Source organism: Caulobacter sp. SRI_008 (assembly GCF_057586355.1).
This window is the reverse complement of sequence record NZ_JBYCZS010000002.1, coordinates 172,341-186,788: the sequence shown is the minus strand read 5'-3', so window position 1 is coordinate 186,788 and position 14,448 is coordinate 172,341. Positions and strand designations below refer to the sequence as shown.

The window sequence follows — 14,448 nt, the reverse complement described above, 5'->3', positions numbered from 1 at the left end:
ATGACTCAGAGCGCCCCGAATACGCCCAACTGGAGCATCGACCCCGCCGACGTGGCGCGGTTCTCGGCCATCGCCGCCGAGTGGTGGGACCCGAAGGGCAAGTTCGCGCCGCTGCATGTGTTCAACCCTTGCCGGCTGGGCTTCATCCGGGAACAGGCGCTGGAGCGCTTCGGCCGCGACGGCAACGAGCGCGCACCGTTCGAGGGCCTCAGCTTGATCGACATTGGCTGCGGCGGCGGCCTGCTGAGCGAGCCGATGGCCCGCCTGGGCTTTTCCGTCACCGCCATCGACGCCTCGGAAAACAACATCAAAACCGCCGCGGCCCACGCCGCCGAGCAGGGCCTGTCCATCGGCTATCGCCCGGCCACCGCCGAACAGCTGGTCGCCGAGGGCGCGGGGCCGTTCGACGTGGTGCTGACCATGGAGGTCATCGAGCACGTGGCCGATCCGGGCGCCTTCCTGCGCACCTGCGCCCAGCTGCTCAAGCCCGGCGGCCTGATGATCGTCGCCACCCTGAACCGCACGCTCAAGGCCCTCGCCCTGGCCAAGATCGGCGCCGAATACGTGCTGCGCTGGGTGCCGCCCGGCACCCACGAATGGAAGCAGTTCCTCAAGCCCGAGGAGCTGCGCGCCTTCCTGGCCGGCGAGCCGGTCGAGATGCACGGCCCGTTCGGCGTCGCCTACAACCCGCTGACCGGCCGCTGGAGCCGCTCCACCGACGTCGACATCAACTACATGATGACGGTCACCAAGCCGGCGGCGTGACGTCGAACGGGGTTCGCGGTATGTTTTCTACCGCTATGACCAAGGTTGAGACCATCGAGATCGAAACCCAGGTCGCGGATCACGTCCGCGAACTGGCCCGCCAACGCGGGAGCAGCCTGTCCGAGGCGATCGACATCGCCGTGCGCGCGACGCTGGAACGCGACCGGCAGCGGCAGACCGACATCGATCTCGACGAGGTCGCCGCCATCGCGGCTCGCTTCCAGGCGCTCCCGGAACTGGCCCCGATGCCGTCCGACGCCGAATTCTACGACGCCGACGGCCTGCCCCGTTGATCGTCGTCGATGCTTCGGCAGTCGTCGCGATCCTGCTCGGCGAGCCCGAAGCCGCCGATTTCACCGCAAGGCTTCGCGATGAGCCCAGCCAACGTGTGATATCGAGCGTCAACTACTGGGAGATCCTGGCCCGCGCCGAAGTGGCCAAGGGCGAGATCGGGCGGCTAGAGGCGGAAAGCCTCCTGCAGGCGCTTCGGATAGAAGTATTACCGGTGGACGCCGCCCTGACCCGCCTCGCTATCGAGGCCTTCGTGCGTTTCGGTCGACGTACGCCCGCAAAGTTGAACCTCGGCGACTGCTTCGCCTACGCCCTGGCCCGTACCCACGGCGACGGCGCCCTGCTCTACAAGGGCGACGACTTCACCCGCACCGACCTACGCTCAGCCCTGAAAGAGGCTTGACGCCGCGAGGCCGCGCGCCAACCTCCGGCTGTAGCTTTGGAGTTCTCCCCATGCCCGCCCTGCTGCTCGCCCTCGCCGCCGCCCTGCCTTCGCTGGCCGGGGATTTCGACGGCGACGGCAAGGCCGACCAGGCCCGGCTGGAGCCCCGCGGCGGGGCCCATGTGCTGGTGGTCGAGCGCGGCGCCGCGCCGGGCAAGCCCGAGACCGTCACCCTTGTCGCCGATACGGCCAATTTCTTCATCGCCGCCCAGCCGGCCGGGACCTATCCGACCACCTGCGCCAAGGACGTCGGCGCGCCCTGCGCCGCCGACGAGCCGCGCCAGGTCGAACTGAAGGCCCCGACCCTGTCGTTCGGAACCGAGGAAGCGTCCATGGCCGTGGCGGTCTGGACCGGCGAGCGCTTCGCCATCACCTGGCTGATCGACTGATCCCAGTCCTTTTTCGAGACCTTTTCCGGGAACCTTGACCTTCGCTGCGGCTTATTTCGCCGCAGGGACTTGGAACCTGGATCGGCGCCTCTCGTGGGGCGGAGCGCCCGATCCGTTCGTCGGAACGGAGACTTCCCCATGACCTCCCGTCGTCTGGCCTGGCTGATGGCCGGCGCCGTCGCCATCACCTCGGCCGCGCCCGCCATGGCGCAGTACGAAACTCAGAGCGATAGCGCCTACCAGCAGCAATTGCAGACCTATCAGCAGCAGCGCTCGTCCTACGAGGCCCGCCGCGCGGACTACGACAGCCGCCAGGCCCAGTACGACGCCGACCGGGCCGCCTATGAGCGCGCCCGCGACGACTACGACCGCCGCTATGGCCGCGGGGCCTATGATCGCCGCTATCCCAGCGAAGCCAGCCGCTGGCGCACGCCGGCCTACCCCACCAGCGGCGACTACTACGCCGAACAGCGCCAGTTCGAGGCCGACCGCGCCGCCTACCAGCGCACGCGCGACGCCTATGACCGTCGCAACGGCCGCGGCGCCTATGATCGCCGCTACCCCGACGAAGCCCGTCGCTACGCCACCAGCGGCCAGAACTACGACTCGAGGGATGTCGCCGACTACGACGCCCAGCGCCGCCAGTGGGAGAGCGACCGCGCCAGCTATGAGCGGGCCCGCGACGACTACGACCGCCGGTACGGCCGCGGGTCCTATGACCGGCGCTATCCGGACGCGGGCGACCGCTACGAGACCGACCCCTACGCGAACAATCCGCCGCCGCCCATCTATGGCGACAACACCAGGCCCTCGGGCGGAAGCTACAGCGATCCGTGCCGTGACGACGCCAAGCGCAACGCCACCGCTGGCGGGGTGATCGGCGCCCTGGCCGGGGCGGTGATCGGCTCCAACGTCGCCGCTCGCAACGCCAAGACCGAAGGCGCGGTGCTGGGGGCCGTGGTCGGCGCCGGCGCGGGCGCGGTCATCGGCAACTCGGCCGCCAAGGCCCGCTGCGACAGCCGCGGCCAGTACTGGTCCTACGACGACACCGTGCCCTATCGCGAAAGCGCCGACTATCGCGACCGGGCCGGCGGCTATTCGGAATGGAACCGCTACAACGAACGCAAGTGCCGCCTCGTGCAGGCCCCGACCGAGTACCAGGGCCGCACCGAAAGCCGCTACGTCCGCGTCTGTCCCGACAGCGACGGCCGCTATCGCGTCGACGGCTGATCCACACCTGAGTTCCCGCGTCGGGCTCTCGACATAGAACCGACGCGGAGCTTCGGCGTTATCCCCCGCAAGGGACATAGAACAACACTCTCAACGGAGGTCGCCATGCGCGCCCAAATGAAAACCCTGATCGTCGCGGTGAGCCTGGCCTTCACCGCCTCCACCGTCGCGGTCACCGTCGCCGAGGCCCAGCAACGCCGCGAGCGCGTGCTGGTCTGCAAGAGCACCAAGAAGTCGCGCAACAAGGGCACCGTGATCGGCGGCCTCAGCGGCGGCGCGCTCGGCGCGGCCGTGGCCGGCAACGGCGCCAAGACCGAGGGCGCGATCCTCGGCGGCGTGGTCGGCGCGGTCGCCGGCAACCAGATCGCCAAGCACAATTCCAAGAAGAACTGCCACTACGAGTATCGCTACCGCTAAGCCGGAAGCGACGAGCGGCGGCAAGCCGCTTCGAAAGGTCGAGGGGCCCGTTCGTAAGGACGGGCCCTTTTTCGTTTCCCTTCGCCTCCCAGCGCGTTGGAGCACGATGGCGCTAGACCCCTACATCCTGTTTCTCCTCGGCGTCGGCGTGATCGTGCTGCTGGTCGCCTGGCTGCCGATGGCGCTGCGCAACCTGCCCCTGTCGCTGGCCATCCTCTGCGTCGCCATCGGCGTCGTGGTGTTCCACGCCGGCGGCCTGCCGTTCCGACCCGATCCCCTGCGCTTCTCCACCCTGACCGAGCGGCTGACCGAACTGGTCGTGCTGGTCTCGCTGATGGGCGCGGGGCTGAAGATCGACCGCCGCCTCGGCTGGAAGGCATGGAGCTCGTCCTGGCGGCTGATCGCCGTCACCATGCCCCTGACCATCGCCGGGGTGACGCTGATCGGCGTCTACGGCCTGGGGCTGGGCCTGGCCTCCGCTCTGCTGCTCGGCGCGGCCCTGGCCCCGACCGACCCGGTGCTGGCCTCCGACGTCCAGGTCGGGCCGCCGCGTTCGGGCGAGGACGGCGAGGCGCGCTTCGCCCTGACCTCCGAGGCGGGGCTCAACGACGGCTTCGCCTTTCCGTTCGTGCACCTGGCCGTGGCCGCGGCGGCCGGCGGCGGCCTTCTGTCCGCCGAGCGCCTGGGCCACTGGCTGGCCATCGACGTCGCCTGGCGGATCGCGGCCGGGATCGCCGTGGGCTGGGCGGTCGGTAAGGCCCTCGGCTGGATCACCTTCAAGGCCCCCCGCGCGCGCCTTTCCGGCACAGGCGACGGCCTGGTGGCGCTGGGGGCGACCCTGTTCGCCTACGCCGTGGCCGAGGCGGCGCACGGCTACGGCTTCCTCGCCGTATTCATCGCCGCCCTGGCGCTGCGGGCCACCGAGCGCGACCACGAATTCCACGAGGCCATGCACGACTTCGCCGAACAGGTGGAGCGCCTGCTGATGATGCTGGTCCTGGTCATGCTGGGCGGCGCGATCGGCGGCGGGCTGCTGGCGCCCCTGACCTGGAAGGATGCGGGCCTGGGCCTGGCGCTGCTGCTTGTCGTGCGGCCGCTCGCCGGCTGGATCGGCCTGCTGTGGGCGCCGCACTCGCGCCGCGAGCGGGCGATCGTCTCGTTCTTCGGGATCCGCGGGATCGGCTCGTTCTACTATCTGGCCTGGGCCCTCAACCACGGACCGTTCGACAACTGGTCGCGGCTCTGGGCGATCACCGGCTTCGTGGTCCTGGGCTCGATCCTGATCCATGGCGCGACCGCGACGCCGCTGATGCGCCGCATCGACGACTGGCGGCGCGGCGCCGGCCTCATGAGCCCCAGGGAGCGCGGCGAGCCTAGTTGACCTGCGTCTTCTTCGGCGGGGCCGGCGGCAGGGCCGCGATTTTCACGCCGTCCTCCAGCAGGGCCTTCACCTCCTTGGGCGAGGCCTCGCCATAGATGCCGCGCTCCTCGGACTTGCCCTCGTGGATATCGCGGGCCTCCTTGGCGAAGCGGTCGCCCACATAGTCGAAGTTCTCCTCGACCTCGCGGCGGACCTCGCTCATGGCGGTCATCATCATCTCGCGCATCTTCGCATCCGGCTCTGGCGAGGATCGCTGAGCCTTCGTGCCGGCGACGGCGGGGGCCATGATCTGCTTGCGCACGGCGGTCGAGCCGCACACCGGACACTCGACGAGGCCGCGGGCGGCCTGGTCGTCATAGTCGCCCGACGAGCCGAACCAGCCTTCGAACTCATGTTCGTGATCGCAGGCGAGGGCGTACTTGATCATGACGTCAGTATGGGCTCACGGCCCGACGAAGTCGCGGGCGTTGGTCAGGACCGGGATGGCCGCGCGCGCCTTGTCGGCGGCCGCCAGGTCGAGATCGGCGATCAGCACGCCCGGCTCGTCATGGTCAAGTTTGCCGATCACCTCGCCCCAAGGGCCGATGGCGATCGAGCGGCCCCAGGTGCCGCGCCCATCCTCGTGGAAACCGCCCTGGGCGGCGGCGATGACGAACGAGCCGGTCTCGATGGCCCGGGCCCGCAGCAGGATGTCCCAGTGCGCCTCGCCGGTCGGGCGGGTGAAGGCGGCGGGCGCCGTGATCACCTTGGCCCCCGCCAGGGCCAGAGCCCGGTGCAGGGCCGGAAAGCGCATGTCGTAGCAGATGGTCAGGCCGGTCGGGCCCAGGGGCGTGTCGACCACCACCGCCCGCTCTCCGGGGGTGTAGACGGCAGACTCCCTGGCCGTCTCTCCAGTCGGCAACTGTACGTCGAACATGTGCAGCTTGTCGTAGGTCGCGACGATCGCGCCCGAAGGATCGATCACGGCCTGCCTGTTGGCGGCTTTGCCGTCCTCGCGAAGCACCAGGGCCGAGCCGACGTCGATCCAGACGCCGTATTCCCGCGCCAGGGCCTGCAGGCCGCGCACCACCACGTCGTCCTCCAGCGGGACGAGGGTCGGCAGCAGCTTCTCCTTGTCCTTCTGCAGCACGTTGACGCCCTCGGGCGTCAGGATGAACGCAGCGCCCGCCTCGGCCGCCTGCCGCACCAGCGGCGCGACATGCTCGAGCGCGGCGGCCTGGGTGGCCGGCGTACGCGTCTGGACGAGGCCGACCCGGACCGTGGTCATGCGGCCAGCAGCGGGTCGAGCTTGCCCTCGCGCTCCAGCGCCATCATGTCGTCGCAGCCGCCGATGTGCTGCTCGCCGACGAAGATCTGCGGGAAGGTGGCGCGGCCCGAGCGGTCGATCATCTCCTGGCGCAGCTTGGGATCCATGCCCGCCTCGATCTCGGAGAAGTCGGCGCCCTTGTCGTTGAGCAGCTTCAGGGCGCGGGCGCAGTAGCCGCAGAAGGGACGGGTGTAGATGGTGACCTTGGCCATGTCGGTTCCAAAAGCTCGGATTCCAGCCCTCATATAGGACGGGTTCGCATTTCTGTAACGCGCGCGACGACAGTCAGGTCGACAGCCGAGGCCCCGGCCGCCAGCAGCGCCCGCGCGCAGCCCTCGGCGGTGGCTCCCGTGGTCAGCACGTCGTCGACCAGCAGCACCCGTTTTCCCTCGACCAGGGGCCGCTTGCGATCGGGCACGGCGAAGGCGGCGGCGACGTTGCGGCGGCGGCCGTCGGCCGACTTGCCGCCCTGGCTGGCGGTGTCGCGCCGGCGCACCAGGGCGTCGGCCAGATAGGGCCGCCCCGCCGTCCGGGCCAGGGGCCGGGCGATCTCGGCGGCCTGGTTGTAGCGGCGGCGCAGAAGCCTCGCGCGATGCATCGGCACGGGAACCACCGCATCGGCCTCGTCCAGCAGGTCGGGCGCGGCGCGCGAAATCCAGCGGGCGAACAGGCCCGACAGGTCCGTGCGGTCGGCGTGCTTCAGCTTCAGGATCAAGTCCCGCGAGTGCTCGTCATAGAGGCAGGCGGCCCTCGCCCGCGCGAAGGTTCGGGGCCTCGCCAGGCACAGGGCGCACAGCGGCTCGCCCTGGTCGAACGGGAACGGCGCCCCGCAACCGTCGCAGACCGGCCCGTCCAGAAAGACGATGCGGCTCCAGGCCCCGGCCGACAGTCCGGAGGTCAAGGCCGGCTCGCCGTCGAAGGCGCGCGGCGGCAGGATCAGGTCAAGCAAGCCCCTTCCGATACCGGTCAGGCGCGGGCCGGGTTTCCATTGCGCAAGGAAATCGCCATGTTCCGCCCGCATGACCAGTTCGCCCCTCCTCTTCGACCGCGACCTTCTCCGAGCCCGCCTCGACCGCGCCGCGCCCCACTTCGGCCAGGCCGGCTTCCTGAAGGCGCGCGCCGCCGGTGACGCGGTCATGCGGCTGGAGGCGATCCTGCGGGAGTTTCCGGTCGCCGTCGATCTCGGAAGCCGAAACGGCGCTTTCCGCCAGGCCCTGTCGGAAAGCGATGCGGCGGCCAAGATCGGCCTGCTGATCGACACCGATCTTTCGGCCCGCATGCTGGCCGGTCGCGGCGGCCCGACCGTGGTCGCCGACGAGGAGCGCCTGCCGTTCGGCGACGAGACGCTGGATCTGGTGGTCTCGACCCTGGCTCTGCACTGGACCAACGACCTGGTCGGCGCCCTGATCCAGATCCGCCGCGCCCTGCGGCCCGACGGCCTCTTCATCGGCGCCCTGTTCGGCGGGGCCACCCTGACCGAACTGCGCCAGTCGCTGATGGCCGCCGAGGACGAGATCGCCGGCGGCGTCTCGATGCGCGTCTCGCCCTTCGCCGACACGGTCGACGCGGCGGGCCTGCTGCAACGGGCGGGCTTCACCCTGCCGGTGGCCGACGTCGACCGGGTCAAGGTCCGCTACGGCCACCCGATCGCCCTGCTTCAGGACCTGCGCCGCATGGGCGAGACCAGCGTGCTGCTCGACCGCTCGCGCAAGCCCCTGAGCCGCAAGGTGCTGTTCCGCGCCCTGGAGATCTACCAGCAGCGCTTCGCCGAGGCCGACGGCCGCGTGCCGGCGACCTTCGAGATCGTCACGGCGACGGGCTGGGCGCCGCATGCGAGCCAGCAGAAACCCCTGCGCCCCGGCTCGGCCAAGATGCGGCTGGCCGATGCGCTGGGGGTCAAGGAGCAACCGGCCGGGGACAAGGCGGGCTGACGGCGAAGACCCCCTCCGGCCCTCCGGGCCACCTCCCCCAGAGGGGGAGGATCTAGCTCAGTAGATGCTCCCCCTCTGGGGGAGCTGTCGCGGAGCGACTGAGGGGGTCTCCCCCGAACCTCAACTCACCAGCCAGGTCGCCGCCGCGCGGGCCTTGGCGTCCTTGGCCGGCGCCACCACCACCGCGCCGTCGCGGTGCATCAGATAGCCGCCCTTGCGCGCCCTGAACGAGACGCCCTTGCCGGCCAGGCCCGTCACCCGAACGAAGTCCGCCGCGCGATCGGCGAGAGGGTCGGGCTGGGCGGCCACGACCTTGTCGCCCTCGATCCGCAGGCCATGACCCGGTCGCAGGATCGGCTCCAGCGTCACCTGGCCGTGCGGCCCCGCCTTCTGCCGCAACTGGGTCGTCGCCAGCGCCCCCTCGCCCACGCTCACCACATCGCCCTCGACGCGCAGGAACGCCCCCGGCCGATCGACCGGCGAGAAGCGGTCCGGGATTTCCCCCGCCCCGGCCGGCACGCCAAAGTCCGGGGTCCCGTCGGGCTTGTAGTAGAGCCGCTGCACGCGTGTGTGGCGGTTGGGGTCGAACAGGGGGTTGCCCTTGATGGCCTTGTAGTCGCGGCCATGGAACACCAGGACGTCGCGGCCCTGCTCGTCCACCGTGAACGAGTTGTGGCCAGGCCCCCAGACGCGGGTTTCCTCCGACGAGACGAACACGGGGACCGGCGACTTGCTCCACGACGCCTCGGCCATCAGGTCGGCGTCCGCGTCGGCGGTCAGCAGGCCCAGGCAGTAGCGGTCGTCGGTGGCGCTGGCCGAATAGGCGATGAACACGCGGCCGTTGCGGATCAGGGCGGCGGGCGCCTCGGCCACCTTGTAGCCCCGGGTCTCCCAGTCCAGCGTCGGCACGGTCAGGCGCACCGGCGGCCGGGCCAGGGTCAGGGGCGTGGCCAGCGGGGCCAGGTAGAGGTTGCTGTTGGTCTTGATGCCCGGTTCGGTCTGCGCCCAGCAGATGTAGCGCACGCCCTTGTGGCTGAAGACCGTGGAGTCGAGCGTGAAGGTGTCCCACGGGGTCTGCAACTGGCCCAGCAGGCTCCAGCGGCCCGACAGGGCGTCGCGGTCCTGGCAGCGCAGGACATAGGTGCGGATGTGGAACGGCTCGCCCGCGTCGCCGGCCGCGAAGTACATGTGCCAGGCGCCGTCGAGCCAGTGCAGTTCGGGCGCCCAGATATAGCCGCCCAGCTTGCCTTCCTTGGGCCTGCGCCAGATCACCGCCTCTTGCGCCGTGGCCAGCCCCGCCAGGGTGCGCGACCGGCGGATGATCAGCCGATCGTACTCGGGCACCGACCCGGTCAGGTAGTAGAAGCCGTCGGTGTGCTTGAAGACCTGGGCGTCGGCCCGCTGGCGCACGACGGGATTGAGCAGCGGGGCGGCCGGCGCGGGCGCGGCGAGCGCGCCTCCAGAGACGGTCAGGGCCCCGGCCCCCGCTAGCATCACGCGCCGCGAAGGCTGAAAGTCGAAAGTCACCGCTCGTTTCCTCGGACGTTTCGCGCCTTCGCGCTATTTGTCTGAGTTAAAGCACATCCCGCAGCCAGGCGACCAGCGGAAGATCGGCCGGCGGCATGTCGTAGTCCGACAGCTGGGCGGGCTTCACCCAGGCCATCGCCTTGTGCTCCTTGGCCGTCACCTGTCCCTCCCAGCGCCGCAGCAGATAGAGCGGCATCAAGAGGTGGAAGGTCTCGTAGGTGTGCGAGGCGAAGACGAAGGGCGCCAGGCACGCCTGGGCGACCGTGATGCCCAGCTCCTCGTGCAGTTCGCGGATCAGGCACTGCTCGGGCGTCTCGCCCTTCTCGACCTTGCCGCCGGGAAACTCCCACAGGCCGGCCAGCGACTTGCCCTCGGGGCGCTGGCAGATCAGCACCCGCCCGTCGACGTCGATCAGGGCGGCGGCGGCGACCAGGACGATCGGGCGGTCGGTAGGCGGGGCGACGGGCGTGCTCATGCCCGATCCATCGCGGGCTTCGCCGGGGTTGGCAACTCCCGCCGCGCATGGGGCGTTGCCCTTGGGCTATTCAAAGGAGGAACGCCATGGCCGTCGACGATCGTCTGGTGAAGAGCGGCGACCTGATCGGCACGCCGGTCACCGACGCCAAGGGCCACAAGCTGGGCGTCATCCGCGAGGTGTTCGTCGACCGCGACGCCGGCATCGGCCGCTATGTCGCCGTCGAGCCGTCCGGCCTGTTCACCGGCGGCAAGTACCATCCCCTGCCCTGGCGCGTGCTGACCTTCGACGACAAGGCTGAAGCCTACGCCGTCGAGATCACCAAGGACCGCTTCAAGGACAGTCCCGCCTACGACCGCGACCAACTGGCCAAGCCCTCCCACGGCTGGGCCGAGCAGGTGGAGCGGTATTTCGAGGGTTAGCAGCGCTCCTTCTCCCCTTGCGGGAGAAGGTATCGACGAAGTCGACGGATGAGGGGTCTCTCAAACGCAAAACGCCGCGACGGCTGAACAGCTATCGCGGCGTCTGATTTCTGAGAGACCCTCACCCGACCTCGCTCCGCGAGGCCACCCTCTCCCGCAAGGGGAGAGGGACGCGGGTGTTCACCCCACCTTCACCGAGCCCAGCACCGTCTCCACTTCCGGCAGTTCGGCGGCGAAGTAGTGTTCGCTGGGGGCCAGGAACAGCACGACGTAGAGCTTGCCCTTCACCTCGGCCACCTGGGCGGCGCCGGAGATGTCGAGGCCTTCCTTGGTCTTGGCCTTGAGGTCGAAGCGCAGGCCGTCGGCCGAGCCCACCTTCGCCGGGCGCAGGTTGTCGGTCTCCACGCGCTGGTAGTCGAGAGCCGCGACGCTGTCGGTGACGAACTCCACCAGCTCGGTCGGGGCCATGCCGGCGCGATAGGTCGGGGTCGGGCGCTCCTTGGCGGCCGGCTTGACCATGAATTCGCCGGGCGCGAGGCCGTCGGTCACGTAGAGCCGGTTCAGCAGCGGGCCGTCCATCGACAGCAGGCGCACCTTGGCCGGGCGGGCGAACATGATGGCGCTGATGTCCGACCATTCGTGGCCGAGCGTCACGGTGGCCGTACCGATCTTGTAGGGACCGGCCGGGGCCGAGGTGACGCTGACGCAGGCCGACAGGCTCATGAGCAGGGCGGAGGCGGCCAGCAGGCGAACGACGTTGGTGCGGATCATGTCGCGCTTCCTTCGGAGAGTTTCTTGAGGCTGGCCTCGACCAGCCAGCGGTCCTGCGCCTGGGGGGCGCGGGCGAGATAGGTTTCGTAGGCGGCCTTGGCGCCCGGGCGATCGCCGGCCTGCAGGGCCAGGTCGCCCAGGGTGCGCCAGGTGGAGACCGGGGCGTCGGGATAGGTCCCGGCCTGGGCGTAGGCCTTGCGGGCCAGCTCCAGGTCGCCCTCGCCGCGCCGCTGGCGATAGGCCTCGGCGCGATAGAAGGTCAGCAGGCCCTGGTCCTCGCCCTCGGCCGCCAGGCGGTCGATCAGGGCCAGGCTCTGGCCGTAGTCGCGCCGGCGCAAATCATCCTTCAGCCAAGCCGCCAGGTGCGGGCGGATGACGGCGCGATAGGCCTTGCGATCGGCGGTGGAGGCCTTGGTCGGCGTCCGGGCGGCCAGGTCGTCCAGCGCCTTGACCCGCTCGCTGCTGACCGGGTGGGTGCTGAAGATGTTGGCCCGGGCTTCCTGGTCGCGCACGCGCTTGAAGCTCGACGAGCCGGTCTCGGCGATCAGCGAGCGCCACAGGGTCGCCCCGGCGGCCGGGTCGTAGCCCGCGGCCACGGCCCGCTTGAAGCCCAGGCCGTCGGCCTCGACCTCGTTCTCGCGCGAATAGCCGAAATAGGCGGCCAGCTGGCCCAGATAGAGCAGGTCGTTCAGGGCCCCGGCGGCGCGCATGATGTCGTTGGCGCCCTGGGCCGAGCCGGCGTTGACCGCCGCCCCCATGGCCACCGCCGCCACGGCGAACTGCACGGCCATGGTCGCGCCCAGCCGGGCCTTCAGCGCCCGATAGGCCTCGATCGAGTGGTTCTCGGCGAAGTGCCCGACCTCGTGGCCCAGCACGAAGGCAAGCTCGTCCTCGCTCTGCACCCGCAGCAGCAGGCCCGACCACACCTCGCCATAGCCGTTGGGGGCCATCTGGGCGTTGAAGAACGGCCGGTCCATCACATAGACGCGGATGTCGCCCTGGTACTCGGGCGCCAGCTTGGCGACGACGCCGGTGACATAGGCGTTCAGCGCCGGGTCGCGGTTGCGCTCGACCGACTGGCGGGCCGCCAGCTCGGCCTTTTCGGACAGCGCCCAGATGCCGCCCTCGTCGGAGGTGTCGGCCGGGCGCAGGTGCGGGGCGCGGGGTTGGGCGCCCGCCGGCGCGGCCGCCAGGACGGCGGCGGCCAGCAGGGCCAGGCCCTTCGCCCTGGGGCGAAGGACGCGAGGCATCAGAGCGGCGCGTCCTTCAGCAGGGCCTTGGCGAAGGTCTCCGCGCCCTCGGGCGAGCGCATGTCGGAGTCCGTGCCGGCCACGGCGACGTTGAACCACACCACCTTGCCGGTCTTCAGGTCGACCAGCGAGGTGAAGGCGTACTGCTGGGCCAGCGGCATGCTGACGCCCAGCAGGGCCGCGCCGACCATCGCCGCCTTGCGGCCGCCGCTCGAATAGGCGCCCCGGCCGTAGGTGAACAGGGCGTAGTCGGCGTCATAGGCCTGGGCCAGGGTCTGGGTTCCGTTCCCCAGCGTCCAGTCGAAGCTCTTCTTGGTCGGCAGCGAATAGAGGCCGTAGTTGAAGCCGCGGATCGAGTTGCCGACGGCCTCGTGCAGGCGCAGCAGCTGCAGGGCGCGCGGGTCCTCGACCGAGGTCGGGTCCAGCGAGCGGAAGACGTGCGACTTGGCCGTCGCGGCCTCTTCCAGTTCGCGCTTGATGTTGCCCCGCGCCTGGGTCGACCAGTCGGCGCGCGCCTCCTGGATGCCGGTGACGGTCAGCAGGCCAAGCTCGATGTCCGGCTGGACGATCAGGATCTTGGCGCCGGCCGCCGGCTTGGTCGGCGACTTGTCGGCGAGACGGGTGTTGGTCGTGGTGCAGGCGGCCAGAAACAGGCACGCCGTGACGGCGACGCTACGGAAAACGGACACGGTGAGCCCCCAGATATGCCCCCGACTGTTTCAACTCCGAAACAGTCCTTCGCACGCATAGCGCTGCTATGCGGGCTCGTCGAGGGCAATCTTGGCGAGAGCGGCGCCCAGTTGCTCCACCATCTCCGAGGTGGTCGCCCACGAGCACATGAAGCGGGCAGAACCGTCCAGGAAGCGGTAGACGAACCAGCCCTCGCCGCGCAGCCGATCCAGCGCCGCGTCGCTCATGTCGACGAACAGGCCGTTGGCCTCCACCGGGTGCAGGATCGGATAGGGCATCAGCGCCGCCAGCTTCTGGGCCATGGCGTTGGCGTGCGCCGCGCGGGCCGCCCAGGGGCCGGTCCCGCCGGCCTCGTCCAGCAAACCGAGCCACGGCGCGGCCAGGAAACGGCCCTTGGAGACCAGCTGGCCGGCGTGCTTGATCCGCGAGTCCAGGCGCCGGCGATGGTCAGGGTTCAGGAACACCACCGCCTCGGTCGGGGTCGAGCCGGCCTTGGTGCCGCCCATGACCAGGATATCGACGCCCAGGCGCTTGACCGCCTTGAGGTCGAAGCCAGCCGCCACGGCGTTGGCCAGCCGCGCGCCGTCCAGGTGCACGCCGTAGCCCTTGGCCTTGACCGGATCGACCAGGGCCTTGAGGGCGGCTTCCGAATAGACCGTGCCGTACTCGGTGGCCGTGGTCAGCGACAGGGCCGCTGCCGGCTGGCGGTAGGAGACGTCGGGCTGGGCCAGCGCCGCCTCCAGCGCGGAAAGCTCGATCTTGCCCGACGCGCCCGGCAGGCCGATCAGTCCCACGCCCTGGCCGAAGAAGCCCGGCGCGCCGGTCTCGTCGGTGCAGATGTGGGCGTGCTCGTGGGCCAGCACCGCCTCGTGCGGCGCGGCCAGCAGGGTCAGGGCGAAGGCGTTGGCCGCCGTGCCCGACGGCATGAACTTCACCTCGGCGTCGACGTCGAGGGCCGCGCGGATGCGATCGCCGGCCGCCTGGCTGACATGGTCGGTCCCATAGCCCGACGCCGTGCCGGCGTTGGCGGCGACCAGCGCCTCCATCACCTCGGGCATGGCCCCGGCGACGTTGTCGGAAGCGAAGTCGTAGCGGGCGGCGGTCATGGGCGATCACTCAGGAAAGGAACGCCGCCTCGATGCCGGGGCGGCGTCGCCTTTT

Annotated in this window: 19 protein-coding genes; 9 read left to right on the top strand and 10 right to left on the bottom strand. The window is 70.3% G+C overall.

Annotated elements, in window-relative coordinates; all coding sequences use genetic code 11:
- From ubiG to AC2YHT_RS02875, 7 genes are all read left to right on the top strand, one after another.
- Complete coding sequence (ubiG, locus tag AC2YHT_RS02905; RefSeq protein ID WP_487288090.1) at positions 1-765, top strand: bifunctional 2-polyprenyl-6-hydroxyphenol methylase/3-demethylubiquinol 3-O-methyltransferase UbiG; 765 nt, start codon at positions 1-3, stop codon at positions 763-765.
- Positions 766-785: 20 nt separating this feature from the next.
- The gene (locus AC2YHT_RS02900) at positions 786-1,058 is read left to right on the top strand and encodes a type II toxin-antitoxin system VapB family antitoxin (RefSeq protein WP_487288089.1); all 273 of its coding nucleotides are present in this window, start codon (positions 786-788) and stop codon (positions 1,056-1,058) included.
- Positions 1,055-1,459: a type II toxin-antitoxin system VapC family toxin gene (locus AC2YHT_RS02895; protein ID WP_487288088.1), complete on the top strand. Its 405-nt coding sequence runs from the start codon at positions 1,055-1,057 to the stop codon at positions 1,457-1,459. Before AC2YHT_RS02900 ends, AC2YHT_RS02895 begins: the two co-directional genes overlap by 4 nt.
- Positions 1,460-1,509: 50 nt before the next feature.
- Complete coding sequence (locus tag AC2YHT_RS02890; RefSeq protein WP_487288087.1) at positions 1,510-1,887, top strand: hypothetical protein; 378 nt, start codon at positions 1,510-1,512, stop codon at positions 1,885-1,887.
- A gap of 138 nt (positions 1,888-2,025) precedes the next feature.
- Positions 2,026-3,117: a glycine zipper 2TM domain-containing protein gene (locus tag AC2YHT_RS02885; RefSeq protein ID WP_487288086.1), complete on the top strand. Its 1,092-nt coding sequence runs from the start codon at positions 2,026-2,028 to the stop codon at positions 3,115-3,117.
- A 105-nt stretch (positions 3,118-3,222) separates the two neighbouring features.
- Positions 3,223-3,534: a glycine zipper 2TM domain-containing protein gene (locus AC2YHT_RS02880; protein WP_487288085.1), complete on the top strand. Its 312-nt coding sequence runs from the start codon at positions 3,223-3,225 to the stop codon at positions 3,532-3,534.
- Positions 3,535-3,640: 106 nt separating this feature from the next.
- Positions 3,641-4,915 (top strand): cation:proton antiporter, encoded by a 1,275-nt coding sequence (locus AC2YHT_RS02875; protein ID WP_487288084.1) that lies wholly within the window; start codon positions 3,641-3,643, stop codon positions 4,913-4,915.
- Here AC2YHT_RS02875 and AC2YHT_RS02870 read toward each other — a convergent pair.
- Genes AC2YHT_RS02870 through AC2YHT_RS02855 form a run of 4 tightly spaced genes read right to left on the bottom strand, consistent with a single transcriptional unit; the run spans position 4,908 to position 7,242 of the window.
- Positions 4,908-5,342, bottom strand: coding sequence for a DUF1178 family protein (locus tag AC2YHT_RS02870; protein ID WP_487288083.1), 435 nt, complete (start codon positions 5,340-5,342; stop codon positions 4,908-4,910). The two genes, AC2YHT_RS02875 and AC2YHT_RS02870, sit on opposite strands and share 8 nt — an antisense overlap.
- 15 nt (positions 5,343-5,357) lie before the next feature.
- On the bottom strand, positions 5,358-6,182 hold the full coding sequence (locus AC2YHT_RS02865) for a carbon-nitrogen hydrolase family protein (protein ID WP_487288082.1): 825 nt from the start codon (positions 6,180-6,182) through the stop codon (positions 5,358-5,360).
- On the bottom strand, positions 6,179-6,433 hold the full coding sequence (gene grxC, locus AC2YHT_RS02860; RefSeq protein ID WP_110120192.1) for a glutaredoxin 3: 255 nt from the start codon (positions 6,431-6,433) through the stop codon (positions 6,179-6,181). The genes AC2YHT_RS02865 and grxC overlap by 4 nt, the downstream gene beginning before the upstream one ends.
- Positions 6,434-6,462: 29 nt before the next feature.
- Entirely contained in the window at positions 6,463-7,242 is a 780-nt protein-coding gene (locus tag AC2YHT_RS02855; RefSeq protein ID WP_487288081.1) for a ComF family protein, read from the bottom strand.
- Between AC2YHT_RS02855 and AC2YHT_RS02850 the strand changes: the two genes are divergently transcribed.
- A complete protein-coding gene (locus AC2YHT_RS02850; protein WP_487288080.1) occupies positions 7,241-8,152 on the top strand; it encodes a methyltransferase domain-containing protein in 912 nt (303 codons plus the stop codon). The genes AC2YHT_RS02855 and AC2YHT_RS02850 overlap by 2 nt on opposite strands.
- A 120-nt stretch (positions 8,153-8,272) precedes the next feature.
- Here AC2YHT_RS02850 and AC2YHT_RS02845 read toward each other — a convergent pair whose 3' ends face one another.
- Both AC2YHT_RS02845 and mutT read right to left on the bottom strand, forming a co-directional pair.
- Entirely contained in the window at positions 8,273-9,679 is a 1,407-nt protein-coding gene (locus AC2YHT_RS02845) for a family 43 glycosylhydrolase (protein WP_487288079.1), read from the bottom strand.
- Positions 9,680-9,725: 46 nt separating this feature from the next.
- Entirely contained in the window at positions 9,726-10,154 is a 429-nt protein-coding gene (gene mutT, locus AC2YHT_RS02840) for an 8-oxo-dGTP diphosphatase MutT (RefSeq protein WP_487288078.1), read from the bottom strand.
- An 86-nt stretch (positions 10,155-10,240) separates the two neighbouring features.
- On the opposite strand from mutT, the gene AC2YHT_RS02835 reads away from it, so the two are divergent.
- Positions 10,241-10,576, top strand: coding sequence for a PRC-barrel domain-containing protein (locus tag AC2YHT_RS02835; RefSeq protein ID WP_487288077.1), 336 nt, complete (start codon positions 10,241-10,243; stop codon positions 10,574-10,576).
- A gap of 180 nt (positions 10,577-10,756) precedes the next feature.
- Here the strand turns inward: AC2YHT_RS02835 and AC2YHT_RS02830 are convergent, their stop codons facing one another.
- The 4 genes from AC2YHT_RS02830 to AC2YHT_RS02815 all read right to left on the bottom strand — a co-directional run bounded on the left by AC2YHT_RS02830 (position 10,757) and on the right by AC2YHT_RS02815 (position 14,393).
- On the bottom strand, positions 10,757-11,347 hold the full coding sequence (locus AC2YHT_RS02830; RefSeq protein ID WP_487288076.1) for a hypothetical protein: 591 nt from the start codon (positions 11,345-11,347) through the stop codon (positions 10,757-10,759).
- Complete coding sequence (locus AC2YHT_RS02825; protein ID WP_487288075.1) at positions 11,344-12,597, bottom strand: M48 family metalloprotease; 1,254 nt, start codon at positions 12,595-12,597, stop codon at positions 11,344-11,346. Before AC2YHT_RS02825 ends, AC2YHT_RS02830 begins: the two co-directional genes overlap by 4 nt.
- A complete protein-coding gene (locus tag AC2YHT_RS02820; RefSeq protein WP_487288074.1) occupies positions 12,597-13,286 on the bottom strand; it encodes a hypothetical protein in 690 nt (229 codons plus the stop codon). The genes AC2YHT_RS02825 and AC2YHT_RS02820 overlap by 1 nt, the downstream gene beginning before the upstream one ends.
- A 66-nt stretch (positions 13,287-13,352) precedes the next feature.
- Positions 13,353-14,393, bottom strand: a complete 1,041-nt coding sequence (locus AC2YHT_RS02815; protein WP_487288073.1) for a beta-eliminating lyase-related protein — start codon at positions 14,391-14,393, stop codon at positions 13,353-13,355.
- Positions 14,394-14,448 lie beyond the last annotated feature (55 nt).